Source organism: Methyloversatilis sp. (assembly GCF_051861465.1).
GTDB lineage: Bacteria > Pseudomonadota > Gammaproteobacteria > Burkholderiales > Rhodocyclaceae > Methyloversatilis.
Genome location: NZ_JBHYCQ010000017.1, coordinates 13,976 through 31,259, shown reverse-complemented (window position 1 = coordinate 31,259; position 17,284 = coordinate 13,976). Strand labels below are relative to the sequence as shown.

Sequence of the window (17,284 nt, the reverse complement as noted above, 5' to 3'; positions counted from 1 at the left end):
ACATCAACATGTGACCGGGCGTTCGTGTTTCTACTCCTACACGCCGCAATCCAGATAACAACGCCGATATCGGCACCCAGGCCGAGGTGGCTCCATGGGGGGGCTCCATGAAATCGACACACGACGACCAAGCGACGCCGCGCGCTTTTTTCGGGGTTGACCGGCTGTATGGACCGGGCGCGCATGCGGCACTCGACCGCGCAGCCGTACTCGTGGTCGGTGTTGGCGGCGTGGGATCCTGGGCAACCGAAGCGCTCGCAAGAAGCGGCGTTGGCCGCATCGCAATTGCCGATCTCGACCACGTTGCCGAGTCGAACATCAACCGACAAATTCAGGCGCTCGTGCCCACACTCGGCATGGCCAAGACCGAAGCGATGGCGCAACGCATTGCCGCCATCAATCCGGCTTGTGTCGTGACGCCCTTCGAAGATTTCGTGACGCCGGAGAATGTCGCTGAGGTGCTTGGTACGCACTTCAACATCGTGATCGACTGCACAGATCAGGTTTCGGCCAAGGTCGCCATGGCGCTGCATTGCCACGCGAAGGGCATCCGGTTGCTGATGGCGGGTGCCGCAGGCGGCCGCAGCGATCCGACGCGCATACGTTGTGCCGATCTTGGTGCGGCACAGGGTGACGCGCTGTTGGCCCGCGTACGCCAGCTGCTGCGCAAGGGTGGCCAAATGCCCCTTCCCGAGAAGGCGCCATTTGGCATCGACGCAGTGTTCTCGTCGGAGACGATGCGTCGCCCGAACGCAGACATCTGCGATGCTGGGAGCACGCCGCAAGGGCTGAGCTGTGCCGGTTACGGCTCCAGCGTTTGCGTAACCGGCGGATTCGGATTCGCACTTGCCGCGGCGGCAATAGATCAACTACTCTCTCTTCGATCTGCAGGATGAACGGGAGTCGGTGTGCAGCAATGCAAGACTTCCGCCCGGAAGCCCTGTACACTTCGGTTGTGCCTAACCAATAGGCACCTTCCGTCGTCACACTGACGACAGGAGGCACCCGCCTCCCCACTGGAAGTCACTCATTTGTCTGCCTGTATTGGTGTCACTCAGCTTGAGCGACGGGCCGTCGCTGGAGATCTGTTTGAACACTGAAGTCGATTTTGCCGGGCTCGGCCTGGCTGAACCGCTGTTGCGCGCCATTTCGGAAGAGGGCTATACGCAACCCACCCCCATTCAACAAAAAGCCATTCCGCTTGTCATGGCCGGGCGCGACCTGCTTGCCGCGGCGCAGACCGGCACTGGAAAGACGGCCGGATTCACGCTGCCCATCCTGCACACGCTGATCAACCGCCCGGCGAAGATACCGCCCGGCCGTCCGCGTGTCCTGGTGCTTACACCGACCCGCGAACTGGCGGCGCAGGTCGAGGAATCGGTTCGCACCTACGGCGTGCACGCGGGCATGCGTTCGATGGTCATCTTTGGTGGCGTCGGCATGAACCCGCAACTGCAGGGGCTCAAGCAACGCGTCGACATCCTGGTCGCCACGCCGGGGCGGCTGCTTGATCACCTCGGCGAAAAGACGCTGGATTTGTCGGGCGTTGAAATATTCGTGCTCGACGAAGCGGATCGCATGCTGGACATGGGTTTCATCCGCGATATCCGCAAGGTGATCGCGGCATTGCCGAAGACCCGCCAGACGCTGCTTTTCTCGGCCACGTTCTCGCCGGAAATCCGCGAACTGGCGCATGGCCTGCTGAATAACGCCGCCGAGGTCGAGGTCGCACCCCGAAACACGACCGCCGAGCGTGTGGATCAGAGCGTCTACATGGTGGAACAGAAGCAGAAGCGCCATCTGCTTGCGCATTTGATCAATACGGGCGAATGGACACAGGTGCTGGTGTTCACGCGCACCAAGCATGGCGCCAACCGGCTGGCCGAACAGCTCGACAAGCAGGGCATCAGTGCGTTGGCGATCCACGGCAACAAAAGTCAGAACGCGCGTACGCGTGCGCTGGCCGATTTCAAGAGCAATTCGCTGCGCGTGCTGGTCGCGACAGACATCGCTGCGCGCGGACTGGATATCGACCAGTTGCCACACGTCGTCAATTTCGAACTGCCCAGCGTGCCGGAAGATTATGTACACCGCATCGGCCGCACCGGCCGTGCCGGCGCCAGCGGCTCCGCCGTGTCCTTGGTGGATCGTGAAGAGGTCAAACTGCTGAGTGCGATCGAGAAGGTCACCCGCCAGGCCATCCCGAAGGCGACCGCAGAAGGCTTCGTGCCCGGCGTCGTGGTCGAGGAACCGGATCGCGGCCCTCGTCCGCCGGGCCGCGGTGCGCGCAACAATGACGCGCCGCGTCGCAAGCCGGCCGCAGGCACGGCGCCGCGTGCTGGTGGTGATCGTCCGGCGCGTGCTGCGCAGCCCAAGGCTGCCGGCGGAGCACCGGCGCCACGTGGAGCCGGTCGCGGTGCGGGCGGTGGCGCACCGCGCAACGGCAATACTGCAGGTCGTGCGTCGGGGGCTGGCAATGGCGGTGGCGGCAACCGCGCACCCGCGCGCGCGCACGATGACGACGATGACAACCGCGGCAACCGCATCCAGCCGGCTGCCGTCGCGCCGCGCGAGGTGAATGGCAATGTGATGCCGCGTGCGGGCGATGCCCGTCGTGGCGATGCTCGCCGTCCGCAGGCGCCGGCGCTCTTCTCGCCGCGCAACCGCTCGGGTTCGCGCTGAAACTCGCGTTCGGGCAATGTTGATGCAGGGGCTGCGAACCGACGATGACCGGGCGCAACGCGATGCGTGAGAACGCGCTGCGCGTCCTGAAGGACGTATTCGGTCATCCCGGTTTCCGCGGTGCCCAGGGTGACATCGTCGAACATGTCGCCGGCGGTGGGGATGCGCTGGTGCTGATGCCCACCGGCGGCGGCAAGTCGCTTTGCTATCAGGTGCCGGCGTTGCTGCGACCCGGCACTGCGGTCGTGGTGTCGCCGCTGATCGCGCTGATGCAGGATCAGGTGGCGGCGCTGACGCTGCTCGGTGTGCGCGCCGCCTTCCTCAACTCCACGCTCGACCTCGATCAGGTACGCGACGTCGAGCGACGTTTGCTCGACGGCACGCTCGACCTGCTGTACGTCGCGCCCGAGCGGCTGAACACGCCGCGCTGCCTCGACCTGCTGAACCACATCCGACCGGCCCTTTTCGCCATTGACGAAGCCCACTGCGTTGCGCAGTGGGGGCATGACTTCCGTCCCGAGTATCTGCAGCTGTCGGTGCTGCACGAACGCTTCCCCGACGTGCCGCGCATTGCGCTGACCGCGACTGCCGATCCGGCGACCCGCGCGGAGATCATCGAACGACTCGCGCTGCAGGATTCGCGCGTGTTCGTGTCGAGCTTCGATCGCCCGAACATCCGTTACACCATCGTGGACAAGGATGATGCGCGCAAGCAACTGCTGCGTTTCATCCGCACCGAACATCCTGACGATGCCGGCATCGTCTACTGCCTGTCGCGCAAGAAGGTGGACGAAACCGCCGAATGGCTGGTTGCGCAGGGTGTGAAGGCACTGCCCTACCATGCCGGCATGGACACCCAGGCGCGTGCCGTCAATCAGGCGCGCTTCCAGCGAGAGGAAGGCATCGTGGTCGTGGCCACGATCGCCTTCGGCATGGGTATCGACAAGCCGGACGTGCGTTTTGTCGCCCATCTCGACCTGCCGCGTTCGATCGAAGGTTACTACCAGGAAACCGGTCGGGCTGGCCGCGACGGCACTGCGGCGGACGCCTGGATGGCTTACGGTCTCGCCGACGTGGTGCAGCAGCGCCGCTTCATCGACCAGTCGGAAGGCAACGAAGCCTTCCGGCGCATTTCCAGCAGCAAGCTCGACGCGCTGCTCGGTCTGTGCGAAACCGCGCACTGCCGGCGTGTGCACCTGCTCGCCTATTTCGGCGAGCAAGGCACTCCGTGCGGCAACTGCGACAACTGCCTGAACCCGCCGGAAACGTGGGACGCCACGGTGGCGTCGCAAAAAGCGCTGTCTGCCATCTATCGCACCGGCAACCGCTTCGGCGCCACCCATCTGATCGACGTGCTGCGCGGCAAGGACACCGAGCGCATCCGCCAATGGGGGCACGACAAGCTTTCGGTACATGGGATCGGCAAGGCAGAAGACGAGAATCTGTGGCGCAGCGTGTTCCGTCAGCTGGTGGCGCTCGGATTTGCGCGCGTCGATCAGGAATCGTTCGGCGCCCTGGTGCTCACCGACGCTGCACGCCCGGTGCTGCGCGGCGAACAGAGGGTGACGATGCGGCGCATCGTCGAGCGCGTGAAGGAATCCGGCGCACGGCGCAGTCGGGCGGCCGCTCCGATCTCGACGGAAGGCGTCGATGCAGACCTGCTTGCTGCACTCAAAGCCTGGCGTCTCGACGAGGCGCGTACCCAGTCCGTCCCGGCCTACGTCATTCTGCACGACAGCACGCTGATCGAACTGGCGCGCAACCGGCCGGCGGACTGCGACGATCTGGCGGATATCGCGGGCTTCGGCAGCCGCAAGATCGAGCGCTACGGCGACACGCTGGTCAGGCTCATCGCCCGCTTCGGCGACTGATTTGTTGCACTGCAATAGTGCGGCTGGACGGCGATGTCCTGTCGTGGTGCCCGGTACCGTCAGGTTGCCCGTTCAACGCCTAATGAAAACAGAGGGTTAAGAATTCTTTTGGCTGGCCCCGATGTTGCATACCCCCTCCTGACATCACTTTTGAAGAAGGAGGGCAGCATGCGTTGCAACATCCGATCTCTTCTACCATGCATCACCCTGTGCGCCGCTCTATGTACGACGGTGCCTGCGCATGCCGATGCGCTTGACGTACCTGCTTCATGTGTCACCCCCTCGCGAACAATCGAGGGCAGTGCAGACTGCCGGGAAGCGTCCGCGCAGAAAGCCCGTCAGAACTACCCGCTCGCCGGATTGCTTGACGAGCAGGCCGAATCAGGGCTCGGCCTGGCCTTTGCTGCCTTCATGATCGGGGCACTGGCTCTGCGGGTCGGGCTGCGCTGACGGCTTGGAAGTGAAGGGTACGGGTGCCTCTATGGGCCCGTATGCCTTCTTCAGGGTGCCTCGACGCGGATGAAGCCATCGCGGTTGGGCATGCGCACAGCGGCCAGCCGCGCGGCATCCATGACAGCGTCGGCAGCGATCAAGCCGTTCGCGTGCAGCAACCAGGCGCTCAGCGCATACACCTCGTCGGCATTCAGGGTACCGGGCGCCGTCATCGGCTTGGCGCGACGGATGAAATCGAACAGCGTGGTGGCAAACGGCCAGTAGCTGCCGATGGTCTTGTCGGCTGCGGGATGGTCGAGCGGACGGCTGGCGCCGGTCAGCTCCTCGGCTGTGCCGCCGCGCCCGTCCCTGCCATGGCAGCCCGCGCAGTGCCGGACGAACAACTGTGCACCTTCCTTCACCGAGCCTTGTCCGGGCGGCAGGCCGCGCCCGTCCGGAAACACGTTGAGCGTCTGCGCCGCCAGTGCATCGGCGGCGACCGGAACGCCCAGCTTCGGCGCCTCGACGCGCGGGGCCAGCGGCGTGGCGCAGCCGGTCAGCAGCGTGGTCGCCGCTGCAGCGCTAATAAGTATGCGAAACCAGTCCATCGTCCTCGACCGCCCAGGCCACGATCGCGTGGTAGTGGAAGTAACCGGCCCGGCCGCGCTCCGCGATCAGTGCCGCGCGTTCCGGCTGCACGTTGCCGGCCTCGTCGGTGGCCCGGCTTTTCAGTACGGCCGGTTTGCCGTCCCAGCGCCACGGCAGGCGAAAGCGCGTGAAGCAACGCGGCAGTGCGGGTGATTGCAGGACTGCGTCGGTCCAGCGCTTGCCATCGTCGGCCGACACTTCGACCCGCGCGATGCGTCCGTGACCGCTCCAGGCCAGACCGCTGATCTGATACACATCCGGCTGGCGCAGTGTCTGGCCGTGCGACGGCGTGGTGATCAACGACTTGCAACCCATCGTGAAGGTGAACTGGCGCGCCTTGCCTGACGGCAGCAACTCGGTGTACTTGGACGTTTCGTTGCGCGACATCACCGGCTGGTCGGCGACTTCAAGCCGCTGCAGCCACTTCACATGCAGCACGCCTTCCCAGCCGGGCACGATGAGCCGCATCGGATAACCGTTTTCCGGGCGCAGCCGTTCTCCGTTCTGGTAAAGCGCGACCAGGCAGTCTTCACGCATCTTGCCGAGCGGTATGCTCATGTTCATCGCCCCGGCATCCGCCCCTTCGGCGATCACCCACGAGGCCCCTGGATCGACGCCTGCCTCGTCGAGCAGGATGGACAGCGGCACACCGGTCCATTCGGCGCACGACACCAGACCATGCACCGATCCGGCCGGGCGCTGTATCGGTTCTGCGTGCCAGCCGGCGTTGCTGTTGCCGCCGCATTCGATGAACAGCATCTGCGAACGCATCGGGTAGCGCAGCAGCGACTTCACATCGAAACTCAGCGCCTGCCGTACCCGGCCATGCACGACCAGACGGTGCTGCGCCGGATCGATCTGCGGAACGCCGTTGTGGTGGCGCTCGAAGTGAAGGCCGTTCGGCGTGATCGTGCCGTCGAGGTCTTCCAGCGGCGTGAACGACACGCCGTTTCCGGCGACCGCGCGGTTGGCGCCGATGCGCCGCGCCGCGTAGCGCTCGTGCGGCGAAGGCTGTCCGTAGGCAGAAAAGGGTTGGCCCGGCACATGCAGCCAGGGCAGGTCCCCGCCGGCTTGCGTCGCCTGTGCGCCGGCCGTCGTCGTGACAGCCGCCAGCGCCGCGCCGTGCTTCAGGAACCCGCGCCGATCAAGCCGGCCTTCGCCAACGCGCGGCTGATCGGGGTGGTCGTTCGGGTTTCGTGCCATGGCATCCGCTACAGAAACAGGGTCAGCACGCCAGTGTAGCCGTACAGCTGATCATGCGAAATTTCGCCGCCTGCGAAGAATCCTGCCACCGGCAGACCGGGAAAAACGGCTTCCAGCATGTCCGGTTCGGCATTGTCGTTGCCGAACATGTGCTCGCCGCGTGCCGCGCACGACACATACAGCGCCGCTTTCGGCGGCGCTTCGAGCGAGTCGCGCAACTCGTGCAGCATGCGCATCATGTCGGCGCGTGCGCAGTCGCCATCGCGCCGGTAGAAGCGAATGCGCTGCCCGACCTCGACGCCGTCGTTGATGGCGAACACGCCGCTCGCCGGATCGAGCGCGATCACATTGCGTACCCGAAACTCGGCGTCGTCGCGCCCCGGAATGCCCAGTCCGGGAAGGATGTAGCGCGCAGCACGGCGCAGGTCCTGACCGAGCGAAGTGCCGGCCGCTTCAAGGAAGGCATCGAGCGCGGGCCGACCATCGATCTCGGTCACCACGTTCTGGTCGCAGGCGGTGACGATGCGCGCCTGTCCGACAGCGCAACAACCCTGGGTCAGCCGGGTGGTGATGCTCACCTGCTCGTTGAAAGCCACGCCACTGATGCCGCCGTACAGCGCGCCGTTGGCGATCATCGGCGCCTGGCCGCGCGACAGCGCCAGACCGCCGGTAATGAAACCGCTCGACACCTTGGTCGCCATGTCGGTGATCAGGTCGCTCATGTCCGGCGTCGACGGGTCGGCGTGAACGACCGCGAAGTAGGGTTGCTCGCGCCCCGCATCCGTGCCCAGCATGTTGGGCAGGCGATCGCGCCCGGAGAACACCTGGAAGCTGCCCTCGGGCAGGCGGGCGACCAGCAGCGCCAGACCAGGATGGTTCTGCGCGGCGCTGCTGCGGCCGATCACGCCGAGCGAACAGGTACCGACCCAGTTGTCGATTCCGGTCAGCAGCGTCAGCCGGTCCACCATGGCCTGCACGTCGCTGCCGTACTGGTCGGTGAAGTAGACGAAACCGAGATTGGCGCCGTCGGGAATGTCCAGCGTGCCAAGAGCCCGGTCCATCGCAACCGGCCAGTCTTCGTGAAAGGCGGTGCTCGCTGCAAAGGTATTCACGGGCTAGTTCCTGCGGCGGTTATCCATCATTGGGTGGGGCGGGATCAACTTCCGGTGCGGCGCCAGACGGGGTGGCCGCTGCGCTGTTCTGCATCACCGACCATGGCCACATGGCCGCATTGCCGAAGGCCTGCATCGGATTTGCGCCAGCCGCAGCTGAAGGCGCGGGTGCGGTGCCGCCGGCGTGTGCCGCCATCGCCTGCATCGTGGCCAGCGTCGCACGCTGGACTTCCAGCCCCTGGATGCTCGTCTGCAGCATGCCCATGTTCATGCGCAGCCAGCCTTCTACGGCCTTCAGATCGGCTATCCGCTTGTCGAGTTCGCCCACGTCGAGTGTCGGCGTGACGAAACCGGGTACCGGAAAGGGCATCTGCCCCCATACCGAGCGGAGAAATTCCATCGGATCGTACTGGGAAGGATCGCCAGCCATGTCTTCACCTCTGTCGCGGAATGTCGGCAAAGCATAGCAGCGGCGCGCGAGGTGAACGTGCTTCCCGCACCCGGATGGTCGGGCGGGCTTGTAAAGCGGGCGCACAAAAGAAAACGCGGCCTTCGCAGACCGCGTCAAGGGGACACAACGTGCACAACGGCTTCATTCTGTTAAACGGGGTGTTGGGCAGCAATCGTCCGTTCGGTCTAGACCTCAGGCTGTTCAGGCCTTCACCGCTTCCTTCAGCTTGAACTGGATCAGCGTGCGCAGCTTGGCCGGCATGACCGGTTTCAGCAGCAGATGGTGTCCGAGATCGCGCGCTTCTTCCAGCCGTTCCGGCGTCGCGCTGCCGGTGACCAGGATGGCCGGAATTTCGAGCCCGAAGTGCCGGCGGACGGCGGTCACCACTTCCGGCCCGATTTCGCCATCGCGCAGTTGATAGTCGGCAATGATCAGGTCGGGTGGCGCGTCGCGCGCGGTGACCTGCGCCATCGCTTCTGCAGCGGTGCCGGCGATCAGCGCATCCGCCCCCCAGCTGCCGAGCAGCGCGCTCATGCCGTCGACGATGCTCGCCTCGTCGTCGATCACCAGAATGCAGCGCCCGCCCAGATCGGCCGGGCTGCGTTCCACGCGTGCCGCGGCGACACGCACGACCGGCGCGCGCCCCATCGGCACGTCAACCCGGAACACTGTGCCGCGACCGGGGCGTGACGACAGGCTGACCGGATGGCCGAGCAGCGCTGCCAGCCGCTGCACGATGGACAAGCCAAGCCCCAGCCCCTTGCGCCGGTCGCGCTCGGCGTTCGCCAGCTGCACGAACTCTTCGAAAATGCGCGCCTGATCGTCCGGTGCAATGCCCATGCCGGTATCCCACACTTCGAAACGAAGCTTGCCCTTGCGCAGCCGGGTGCTGACCAGCACACCACCGGTGTGCGTGTAGCGCATGGCGTTGGAAATCAGGTTGCGCAGGATGCGCTCCAGCAGCACCGGGTCGCTGCGTACCCATGCGCTGCGCGATGGCATGCGGAACGACAGGCCGCGATCAAATGCTTCCGGCTCGAAGTCCATGCGCAGTCGGTCGAACAGTGCCGTGACCGACACGTCGGTGATCTCCGGCTTCACCTTGCCGGAGTCGATCTTCGAAATGTCGAGCAGCTCGTTGAACAGGCCTTCCAGCGCTTCGACCGAACTGCTGATGCTGGTCACCAGATTGGCCACGTCCGGCTCCCGTGCCTTGGCCGACAGGGCCGCAGCAAACAGGCCCATGGCATGCAGCGGCTGGCGCAGGTCGTGGCTGGCGGCGGCGAAGAACTGGCTTTTCGCACGGCTGGCCTGATCGGCACGGTCCCGTGCCTGCGACAGTTCGACGTTCTGGGCCTCCAGACGCTTGCTCAGCACCTCGTTGGCGTAGCGGTTGCGCAGCGCGCGTTCGATCAGCGCATTGAAATTGCGGCCCACCTTCCACAGCGCCACCATCAGCACGGTCACGATGAATGCGATCAGCAGGTCATAACGACCGCCTTCCCAGATGTAGCGGGCAATCACCGGCAACAGCGTTGTGAACAGGAAGGCGTAGTAACTCGGCAGGTGCATCGAGGTGATGGCGACCGCCACGCCGCATACCGACACCAGCAAAGACATCAGCACGATCTGTTGTTGCGGCGCATCCGGACTGAAGAACAGCCACAGCGTGGAGCTCCACAGCACACCCGAAACCACGGCGCCGACCAGCCAGTAGTTGCCCCAGCGTGGCGCGTCGTCGGCATCCGGGGCGGCGCGGTTGTACATGCGCAGCAGCACCAGACGCGAAATCTGGTTCGCGACCGACGCGGCGAACCAGAGCGCGACCGTCACCAGCGGGAAGGCCGTGTACATGGTGATCGCCACCAGTACCGTGCCAAGCACCTGACCGCCGAAGGCGGTGCGAAGGTTCGCATACAGCATGTCGATCTGGGTCGCGCGCACCTGCTTGTCGAGCAGTGACTGTTCCCGCGCGTCGAGCAGGGCCGCCGCATCGCCGCGTTCGCGGGTCAGCGATTCGATGGTCGTCTTTTCGGGCACCGGAATGCCCGGTTGCACCGTCATTGCGTACCGCCCGACGGTCCGAGCTTGAGGCCGATGCGGCTCGCCGCGACGACCGCCTGGGTGCGGTTGGTGGCGCCGAGCGCCTTCAGGATGGCGGTGATGTGCACCTTCACCGTTCCTTCCGCCAGATTCAGCTCGCGGCAGATTTCCTTGTTCGGCATGCCCTGAACCATCAGCGTCAGCACCTCGGACTGGCGTTCGGTCAGGCCGATGTCCGATGCGGTCTGCGGTTTGCGCGGGGCGTCATCGCGGCGCGGTGCGCCCAGACCGTATTCGCCGGCGATCGCCTGGCGCGGCACATACACGCCCCCGGACAGTACGAGGCGCAGCGCGCCCAACAGCACTTCATTGCTGCTCGACTTCGGAATGAAGCCCATGGCGCCTTCGTCGAGTGACGAAATGACGGTGTCCGTGTCGTCGAAGCCGGACAGCACCACGATGGGCAGTGCAGGCTGTGCCGAGCGGAAGGTGCGCAACGCACTCATGCCGCTGCAGCCCGGCAGCGTCAGATCGAGCAGCGCAAGGTCGAGATCCGCATGCTGATCGGCCAGCGCCAGTCCGCTCTCCAGATCCGAAGCGTCATACAGCCGGATATCGGCGGCGAGGCCGGGCAGCACGTGGCGCAGTGCCTCGCGGATCAACGGATGGTCATCAACGATCAGTATCTTCATGGTGCTTGCGCAGGGATGTCGGCCGCCAGCTTACCTTTTCACAGGCGGTCATGATGGCGGAAACGACACGATGCCGCGCTGAAAAATATAACTTAAGACGTAGTCTCTATGGATGAATCGGGTCGCGTTTTGCGCGATTAGAATCGCTTCGCAGTACATCCGACATGCTTTGTGAGCCCGCATCATGTCAGCCACCGCGGTCATCACTGCGGTCAGCCGAACAAAGGAGCTTCCGTTGGGATGCATACTGGTCATAGACGACCACGCGCTGGTGCGAGAGGGGCTGGCGCAGACGCTGTCCCGGCTGGGCGGCGCCCTGAGTGTCATCGAGGCGACAGACGCCGCGCATGCGCTCGCGCTGATTGACGAACGCGACGACATCGATCTGGTGATCACCGACCTGATCATGCCCGGCATGAACGGGTTTTCGCTGCTTGCGACGCTGCGTGAGCGTGATCCTTCGCTGCCGGTGCTGGTGGTGTCTGCATTGAGCGACAAGCCGACCGTTTCCCGGGCCATGCGCCAGGGGGCATCGGGTTTCGTGTCGAAGGGTGATTCGGGGGCGCAACTGGTGGAGGCCGTGCGCGAGGTGCTCGATGGCAACCTCTACACGCCACCTGCGCGCTCGAAGTCAAGCGATGCGCCGCCGCCCAATGGCCTGACGCGTGCGCAGCAGCGCGTGCTGCTGCTGCTCGCCGAGGGGTGCAGCAATCGTGAAATCGCCGAATCGCTGGGACTGGCCGAAGGCACCGTCAAGGTGCACGTGAGTCGCATCCTGAGTGCCTACAAGGTGGGTTCGCGCGCGCAACTGCTGATCGCACTGGCGCGCGAGCAAGCTCGCCGGCGCTCGCACTGACCCGCGCGCGCCGCTGAGGGGCCGGTCAGTGGGCGCCGATCGCGGCGTCCACCTCGCGCCGGGACTGCGTCCGGGCGTGTTCATCCATCGTGTCTTCGGCGTCGATATCCACTTCCTCGTGCTCGATGCGCAGGATGTCGAGCACCGGTGCGGCAACCCTGCGGCAGGCATTGGCCAGCGGCGACGGCAGCGTGTCCGGGATGCGCTTCTGCAGCAGCTGCTTCGACGAGGAAATCGCGAACACCGGCTCCAGAATGCGGTTGCGGTAGGCGCCCAACTGGGCTTCGACCGTACGGTCGGCCGCTTCGCGTGCCCAGCTGTTGGTCGGCCACTGCATCGGCAACGCCAGCGCGCGCGGGAAGGCTTCCAGGTCCTGCTGCACGGTGCGCATGTCTTCGTGCGAATCACGGAACGGCAACAGAACGAGGTGTGCGAGGCTGTACAGGTGGCGATCCATGTCGCTGCGATTGGCACCGCCGTCGATGACGCCGATCCACTTGTTCAGCCCGCGGATCTTCTCCACCACCTTGGCGAGCGCATCGCGCGATCGTGCGTCCGCGGTCAGGTAGCGGCGGCCTTCCGGATCCAGCGGTTCGCGCCCGATGTCGGTCAGCACGCACACGGATCGCTGGTTCAGCAGTCCCAGTCCCTGGCAGAGCATGTGCGACAGCGTGGTCTTGCCGGTGCCGCCCTTGTTGCCGATGACACAGATGATTTCAGCCATGGTGATGTTCCTCGTCGTACCCAGTGCAATTCGGTGAGTGATTGTTACGCGACAAGCCCGCCGGCATCGCCCGGAACTGGGGCCGGAACGGGCGCCAATTCCGCGTTCGCGCCACTTGCGGCAGGTTCGTTGTTGCTCCGTCGGCCGGCGAAACTGTAGACATACAGCTCACGCGCCCCGGGCTCGCCCTCGACCACGCGGTCCGCGCTCAGTCCCGGAATTTCGAAGCTGTTGGCGATCAGCAGCGCGTCCGGTCGCATTTCCAGCGCTGCCTTGCGACCCAGCTTCGGCATCGGCACCGGCGACAGAAAGGCATACACCACGTCGAAGTGGCCCAGATGGGCCGACCACAGATCATCGCGGCGGATCGTCACATTCGGCAGGTGGCGGTTGCGCAGATGCGCGATCAGCCAGGGCAGCGGCGCGTTTTCGATGCCGGTGAAACGGCAGTCCGGGCGCGACATGGCCAGCCGGCGCAGCAGGCTGCCGGTGCCGCAACCAAGATCGACCAGATGCACCGGCCTGTCCTGCGGCAGCGTCAGCAACAGTGCGCGTGCGGTCGCCTGATTGGTCAGGAACAGCGGCACGCGCGTGCGGAAGGTCGACCAGAAAATGGCCGACAGTGCGAGGAAGGCGAACAGATACCAGGCGGGTGCAATGTCGAGCGCACGCGCACCGACCACCAGCGGCGAAAAAAGCAGATGGATGACGATCCACCAGCGCGGTGCGCCCATGGCAAGCGCCAGCGCAGCTGCAATGCCGCCCTGCATGATCACGACGGCGGTCAGCCCGGCGGGCGGCGTGACCGTGTAAAGCAGGGCAAACACGGCAACAGCCCACGCAATGAACTGCACGGTGAGGGCACGGAACAGGTGCATGGGGATGGCCCACGGAACGCAATACCACAACGTTATTCCGTGTGACGCCCGTCACAGGCGCTGATAAGCGCAGATAAAACGCCGTATTCCCGCATTTAAGGCGGGGGCGCGCTCCTCGCCTGCAGTCCAGCGCGTCGCAGGGCAGGGCGCGGCGATGCCGCCTGACCGGCCGGCAGGCCAGGCGGTGCAACGCGGTCCACGAATCAAACGAGAACAGCGCCTAGACAGTGCGGGTCGCGTGTTCCAGCTCCGCCAGCCACACCAGCGCCTGCGCGCGCCCGTCGCCGCACATGTCGGCCGACGGCTGCAGGCCGCCGCAGCAGGCAGGGCGCTCGGGCAAGCCGAAAATGCGGCAGCGCGCGTGCTCGTCAAGTTGCACGCAGCGCACACCGGCCGGTTTGCCGTGAGGCATGCCCGGAATCGGGCTGGAAATGGAAGGAGCAATGCAGCAGGCGCCGCAGCCGTCGCGGCACTTCATGGCAGGCGTCGCGGCGTGCCGCGGCCTGCATCGTGCTGCGCGAGCAGCTTGCGCACCGGCGCCGGCAGCGCCGCCTCGGTGGCGCTGTCCAGTGGCTGCCAGTGCAGCGCGGTTTCCGCTGCCAGCACAGGCGCGGCGCTGCTCGCGATGCATATATGCAGCGGCACCAGATGCAATTCGAAATGCGTGAAGCCATGGACGACCGGCGCCATCGTCTCGGCCGCGTGGCCCGACAGGCCGTGCCTCGTCAGCCAGTGTCCTGCTTCGGCCAGCGCATCGGACTGGGTTTGCGCAGTCAGTTCCGGCAGGCTCAGCAGCCCGCCCCAGATGCCCTGACCCGGACGGCGTTCCAGAAGCACGCGGCCCGCGCATTCGATCAGCAGTGCGAAGCGCAGCCGCTGCGGCCTGACCTTCGTCGGCCGCGGCGCCGGCAGTTCGCGCTGGCGACCGGCGCGTTGAGCCACGCAGCGCGCGCGCAGCGGGCAGTCGGCACAGCGCGGGCGGGCGCGCGTGCATACCGTGCGTGGCGCCCAGATCCATCAAGGCCTGCGTGTAGGCGGCGCCGTCGCGCGTCGGCATCAACTCATGCGCAAGCGCCCACATCTGCTGCTCGACCACACGCCCGCCCGGATAGCCCTCGATGCCGAAAACACGGGCGAACACCCGCTTCACGTTGCCGTCGAGTATGGGTTCGTGCGCGCCAAAGCAGAACGTGGCGATGGCAGCGGCGGTCGAGCGGCCGATGCCGGGCAGGCTGGCGATGTCGTCCGCCGCCGCCGGGAAGCGTCCGTCGAAGCGCTGCATGACCTCGCGCGCCGCCCGGTGCAGATTGCGTGCGCGGGCGTAGTAGCCCAGGCCGCTCCATGACTCCATCACGCTGCCTTCGTCGGCCGCCGCGAGTGCAGCCAGCGTCGGAAAGCGCGCCATGAAGCGGGCGTAGTAGCCGATCACCGTCTGCACCTGGGTCTGCTGCAGCATGATTTCCGACACCCACACCCCATAGGCGTCGCCGTGCTGCCAGGGCAGGTCATGGCGGCCGTGCAGACGTTGCCAGCGCACCAGCGTCGGGGCGAAGTCGTCGTTCTGTACAAGCGGGGATTCGTCGGTTTGTGGCGCCATGTCGTGTCGTGGGGCGTGGTTCGGCAGCGGATTGTAGGCGCCGGACGCTGGCCGGCTGCGCAAAAGCGGCGATAATCTGCGCTCACCAACGCTTGTCCGCCTGATGACCTACCCGCCCGCCCGACCCGCGCGCGCTGCCGCGCAGGCAGTGCCTTGTCCGATCTGCCTGCCGGACGCGACCACGCGGTTCCGCACGTCGCGATGAACAACCCCGCCCGCGACAGCCGTGCCTTTCGCGATGCGTTGGGGCTGTTCGCCACCGGCATCACCATCGTGACCACCCGCGCGCCCAACGGAGACCCGGTCGGCCTGACCGTGAATTCCTTCAATTCGGTGTCGCTCGATCCCCCGCTGGTGCTGTGGAGCCTGATGTGCGGCTCGCCGAGCGAAGAGGCTTTCCGCGCCTGCTCGCACTACGCTATCCATGTGCTGGGGGCTCACCAGCGGTCGCTGTCGAGCCGTTTCGCCGGCAGTCGCGAACAGCGTTTCGCCGGGCTTGCCACCGGTCAGGGGCTGGGCGACGCGCCACTGCTCGAAGGCTGCCTCGCGCGCTTCGAATGTCGCAACGACATCCAGTACGCGGGTGGCGATCACCTGATTTTCGTCGGACGGGTGGAACGTTTCGAGCGCAGCGCCGGCGATCCGCTGCTGTATTTCGGGGGCGGCTATCGCGGCATCGACAAGCCCGAAGCCAAGCCCTGATCACCAGGCGTAGCCCAACCCGAGCAGCAGCGTCGAATCGACGGCCTTGCGACCGGGGGCCGGCGTGCGTTCCCAGTCGGCATTGAGCTGTGCCGACGCGGTCATGCCGGCGGCGATCGGCAGACGCACACCGGTTTTCGAACGGATGGTCAGCTGCTGGGTATCGGCGATGCTCCAGAACCCGTCCTGGTCGTGGAACAGTTCGGCGCGCCGGTCGAGCAGCCAGTGCGACGCGCGCACACCCCAGCCCAGCGCCGGATAGTCGTCGTCCCGGCTGGCGATGCGGTCCACATTGACGTAATCGAGACCCGTACGAAGCGACAGCCGCGTCTGTTCGTCCTCGAAGATCTGCCAGCCGTAACCGGCGCCGACCGTCGTGCGCAGCTGGATGTCCTTGATCTTGTCCTGCTCGAACGAGGTGCGCGCGTAGATGAACTGACGCTCATTGACGAAGTGGTCGTAGTTGCCGTTGAGCAGCCATTGCTGCGCCGTCTTCACACCGCGGTCCTTGCGCCGGTCCACCTTCATGCCGAGGCCCCAGGCGTAACCCTTGGCGCGCGCGTCCAGCGCGCCATCACCATAGATGCGGTCGTTCTCGGCGTTGCCACGCACCAGTGCGGCCGACAGATTCACCCGGCCGCTGTAGCTCACGCCATTGCCGGACTGTTCCGGTGTCGGATTGATGAAGGCGATGTCCTCCCGCTTCACATTGCCTTCGGTACTCGGATTCGACAGCGCCACCTTGTCGGCTTCGCTGGCGGCCAGCTGCGCACTGTTGAGCAGATCGCCACCCGCGGTCATCACGGTGACCGGTTCCGAGGTGCGCAGGCTTTTCACGAGGTCCCAGCGCAGCCGCAGTTCGCCCGCGTAGTCGGTGCGCACGACCAGTTCGTTGCCGGCCTTGGACACGATGCGCCCGGTGATGCGGTCACCGTTGGTCAGTTCGATCTCGTCGGCATGACCGGGCGTACTCAGCATGAATGCAGGAAAAAAAAGGGCAAGCAATGGCGGCAGGCGTCGCAGGCGCATGGAAATCTCCCGGATGGTGTGACGTGCGGACCGACTGTTCGTCGGCCTGGAGAGCGGGTCTTCGACCCGATGTGCAGACCGGACGCTGAGGACACCCGGGGCTGCCGTGAAGCGGAGGAAAAAAAGCGGCTTCCAGTCTAGATCTGCTGACTGGGCCTGGCTGTAGGACAAGAGGAAGTGCGGGTCACGGCGACCGCGGGAGGCGGCTTTGCCGAAGGCGGGGATGCGGGGGCGGGTCGCGGAACGAATTGCCTGGAGCGGGTGATGGGAATCGAACCCACGTATGCAGCTTGGGAAGCTGCCGTTCTGCCATTGAACTACACCCGCAACGCCGCGGATTGTACGCCGGAACCGGCAGTGACCG

16 protein-coding genes, 1 tRNA gene and 1 pseudogene are annotated in these 17,284 nt (G+C 65.6%); 6 read left to right on the top strand and 12 right to left on the bottom strand.

Going from position 1 to position 17,284, the window contains the following annotated elements:
• Positions 1-107: 107 nt before the first annotated feature.
• The 4 genes from ACTIFF_RS17380 (at position 108) to ACTIFF_RS17365 (ending at position 5,003) form a co-directional block, all read left to right on the top strand.
• Positions 108-896: a tRNA threonylcarbamoyladenosine dehydratase gene (locus ACTIFF_RS17380; protein WP_439537972.1), complete on the top strand. Its 789-nt coding sequence runs from the start codon at positions 108-110 to the stop codon at positions 894-896.
• A gap of 193 nt (positions 897-1,089) precedes the next feature.
• The gene (locus ACTIFF_RS17375; protein WP_439537971.1) at positions 1,090-2,682 is read left to right on the top strand and encodes a DEAD/DEAH box helicase; all 1,593 of its coding nucleotides are present in this window, start codon (positions 1,090-1,092) and stop codon (positions 2,680-2,682) included.
• A gap of 62 nt (positions 2,683-2,744) precedes the next feature.
• The gene (gene recQ, locus ACTIFF_RS17370) at positions 2,745-4,553 is read left to right on the top strand and encodes a DNA helicase RecQ (protein WP_439537970.1); all 1,809 of its coding nucleotides are present in this window, start codon (positions 2,745-2,747) and stop codon (positions 4,551-4,553) included.
• Between the two features lie 168 nt (positions 4,554-4,721).
• The gene (locus ACTIFF_RS17365; protein WP_439537969.1) at positions 4,722-5,003 is read left to right on the top strand and encodes a hypothetical protein; all 282 of its coding nucleotides are present in this window, start codon (positions 4,722-4,724) and stop codon (positions 5,001-5,003) included.
• A gap of 50 nt (positions 5,004-5,053) precedes the next feature.
• Here ACTIFF_RS17365 and ACTIFF_RS17360 read toward each other — a convergent pair whose 3' ends face one another.
• From ACTIFF_RS17360 to ACTIFF_RS17335, 6 genes are all read right to left on the bottom strand, one after another.
• Positions 5,054-5,593, bottom strand: a complete 540-nt coding sequence (locus ACTIFF_RS17360) for a c-type cytochrome (RefSeq protein WP_439537968.1) — start codon at positions 5,591-5,593, stop codon at positions 5,054-5,056.
• Positions 5,568-6,836, bottom strand: coding sequence for a sulfite dehydrogenase (soxC, locus tag ACTIFF_RS17355; protein ID WP_439537967.1), 1,269 nt, complete (start codon positions 6,834-6,836; stop codon positions 5,568-5,570). The genes ACTIFF_RS17360 and soxC overlap by 26 nt, the downstream gene beginning before the upstream one ends.
• Before the next feature lie 8 nt (positions 6,837-6,844).
• Positions 6,845-7,948: an FIST signal transduction protein gene (locus ACTIFF_RS17350; protein WP_439537966.1), complete on the bottom strand. Its 1,104-nt coding sequence runs from the start codon at positions 7,946-7,948 to the stop codon at positions 6,845-6,847.
• 19 nt (positions 7,949-7,967) lie between these two features.
• Positions 7,968-8,378: a PhaM family polyhydroxyalkanoate granule multifunctional regulatory protein gene (locus ACTIFF_RS17345; protein WP_439537965.1), complete on the bottom strand. Its 411-nt coding sequence runs from the start codon at positions 8,376-8,378 to the stop codon at positions 7,968-7,970.
• 222 nt (positions 8,379-8,600) lie between these two features.
• Complete coding sequence (locus tag ACTIFF_RS17340) at positions 8,601-10,463, bottom strand: ATP-binding response regulator (protein WP_439537964.1); 1,863 nt, start codon at positions 10,461-10,463, stop codon at positions 8,601-8,603.
• A complete protein-coding gene (locus tag ACTIFF_RS17335) occupies positions 10,460-11,134 on the bottom strand; it encodes a response regulator (protein WP_439537963.1) in 675 nt (224 codons plus the stop codon). The genes ACTIFF_RS17340 and ACTIFF_RS17335 overlap by 4 nt, the downstream gene beginning before the upstream one ends.
• Positions 11,135-11,369: 235 nt before the next feature.
• Between ACTIFF_RS17335 and ACTIFF_RS17330 the strand changes: the two genes are divergently transcribed.
• Complete coding sequence (locus ACTIFF_RS17330) at positions 11,370-11,990, top strand: response regulator (RefSeq protein ID WP_439537962.1); 621 nt, start codon at positions 11,370-11,372, stop codon at positions 11,988-11,990.
• Between the two features lie 25 nt (positions 11,991-12,015).
• On the opposite strand, the gene ACTIFF_RS17325 is transcribed toward ACTIFF_RS17330, so the two are convergent.
• The 4 genes and pseudogenes from ACTIFF_RS17325 to mutY all read right to left on the bottom strand — a co-directional run bounded on the left by ACTIFF_RS17325 (position 12,016) and on the right by mutY (position 15,189).
• The gene (locus tag ACTIFF_RS17325; protein WP_306477588.1) at positions 12,016-12,714 is read right to left on the bottom strand and encodes a hypothetical protein; all 699 of its coding nucleotides are present in this window, start codon (positions 12,712-12,714) and stop codon (positions 12,016-12,018) included.
• A 44-nt stretch (positions 12,715-12,758) separates the two neighbouring features.
• Positions 12,759-13,592 (bottom strand): class I SAM-dependent methyltransferase, encoded by an 834-nt coding sequence (locus ACTIFF_RS17320; RefSeq protein ID WP_439537961.1) that lies wholly within the window; start codon positions 13,590-13,592, stop codon positions 12,759-12,761.
• A 220-nt stretch (positions 13,593-13,812) separates the two neighbouring features.
• Positions 13,813-14,070, bottom strand: coding sequence for a YkgJ family cysteine cluster protein (locus ACTIFF_RS17315; RefSeq protein WP_439537960.1), 258 nt, complete (start codon positions 14,068-14,070; stop codon positions 13,813-13,815).
• Positions 14,067-15,189: pseudogene (mutY, locus tag ACTIFF_RS17310) on the bottom strand (A/G-specific adenine glycosylase). The gene ACTIFF_RS17315 and the pseudogene mutY overlap by 4 nt, the downstream one beginning before the upstream one ends.
• 153 nt (positions 15,190-15,342) lie before the next feature.
• Here mutY and ACTIFF_RS17305 point away from each other — a divergent pair.
• Positions 15,343-15,891 (top strand): flavin reductase family protein, encoded by a 549-nt coding sequence (locus ACTIFF_RS17305; RefSeq protein WP_439537959.1) that lies wholly within the window; start codon positions 15,343-15,345, stop codon positions 15,889-15,891.
• Here ACTIFF_RS17305 and ACTIFF_RS17300 read toward each other — a convergent pair whose 3' ends face one another.
• A complete protein-coding gene (locus tag ACTIFF_RS17300) occupies positions 15,892-16,869 on the bottom strand; it encodes a DUF481 domain-containing protein (RefSeq protein WP_439537958.1) in 978 nt (325 codons plus the stop codon).
• A 304-nt stretch (positions 16,870-17,173) separates the two neighbouring features.
• Positions 17,174-17,247, bottom strand: a tRNA-Gly gene (locus tag ACTIFF_RS17295).
• Positions 17,248-17,284 lie beyond the last annotated feature (37 nt).

Excerpts from the sequence above, each read along its gene's own strand:
- ACTIFF_RS17340 (WP_439537964.1), bottom strand. The coding sequence starts at position 10,463 with ATGACGGTGCAACCGGGCATTCCGGTGCCCGAAAAGACGACCATCGAA.
- ACTIFF_RS17315 (WP_439537960.1), bottom strand. The coding sequence starts at position 14,070 with ATGAAGTGCCGCGACGGCTGCGGCGCCTGCTGCATTGCTCCTTCCATT.
- ACTIFF_RS17335 (WP_439537963.1), bottom strand. The coding sequence starts at position 11,134 with ATGAAGATACTGATCGTTGATGACCATCCGTTGATCCGCGAGGCACTG.
- ACTIFF_RS17345 (WP_439537965.1), bottom strand. The coding sequence starts at position 8,378 with ATGGCTGGCGATCCTTCCCAGTACGATCCGATGGAATTTCTCCGCTCG.
- ACTIFF_RS17365 (WP_439537969.1), top strand. The coding sequence starts at position 4,722 with ATGCGTTGCAACATCCGATCTCTTCTACCATGCATCACCCTGTGCGCC.
- ACTIFF_RS17325 (WP_306477588.1), bottom strand. The coding sequence starts at position 12,714 with ATGGCTGAAATCATCTGTGTCATCGGCAACAAGGGCGGCACCGGCAAG.
- ACTIFF_RS17380 (WP_439537972.1), top strand. The coding sequence starts at position 108 with ATGAAATCGACACACGACGACCAAGCGACGCCGCGCGCTTTTTTCGGG.
- recQ (WP_439537970.1), top strand. The coding sequence starts at position 2,745 with ATGCGTGAGAACGCGCTGCGCGTCCTGAAGGACGTATTCGGTCATCCC.
- ACTIFF_RS17360 (WP_439537968.1), bottom strand. The coding sequence starts at position 5,593 with ATGGACTGGTTTCGCATACTTATTAGCGCTGCAGCGGCGACCACGCTG.
- ACTIFF_RS17320 (WP_439537961.1), bottom strand. The coding sequence starts at position 13,592 with ATGCACCTGTTCCGTGCCCTCACCGTGCAGTTCATTGCGTGGGCTGTT.
- soxC (WP_439537967.1), bottom strand. The coding sequence starts at position 6,836 with ATGGCACGAAACCCGAACGACCACCCCGATCAGCCGCGCGTTGGCGAA.
- ACTIFF_RS17300 (WP_439537958.1), bottom strand. The coding sequence starts at position 16,869 with ATGCTGAGTACGCCCGGTCATGCCGACGAGATCGAACTGACCAACGGT.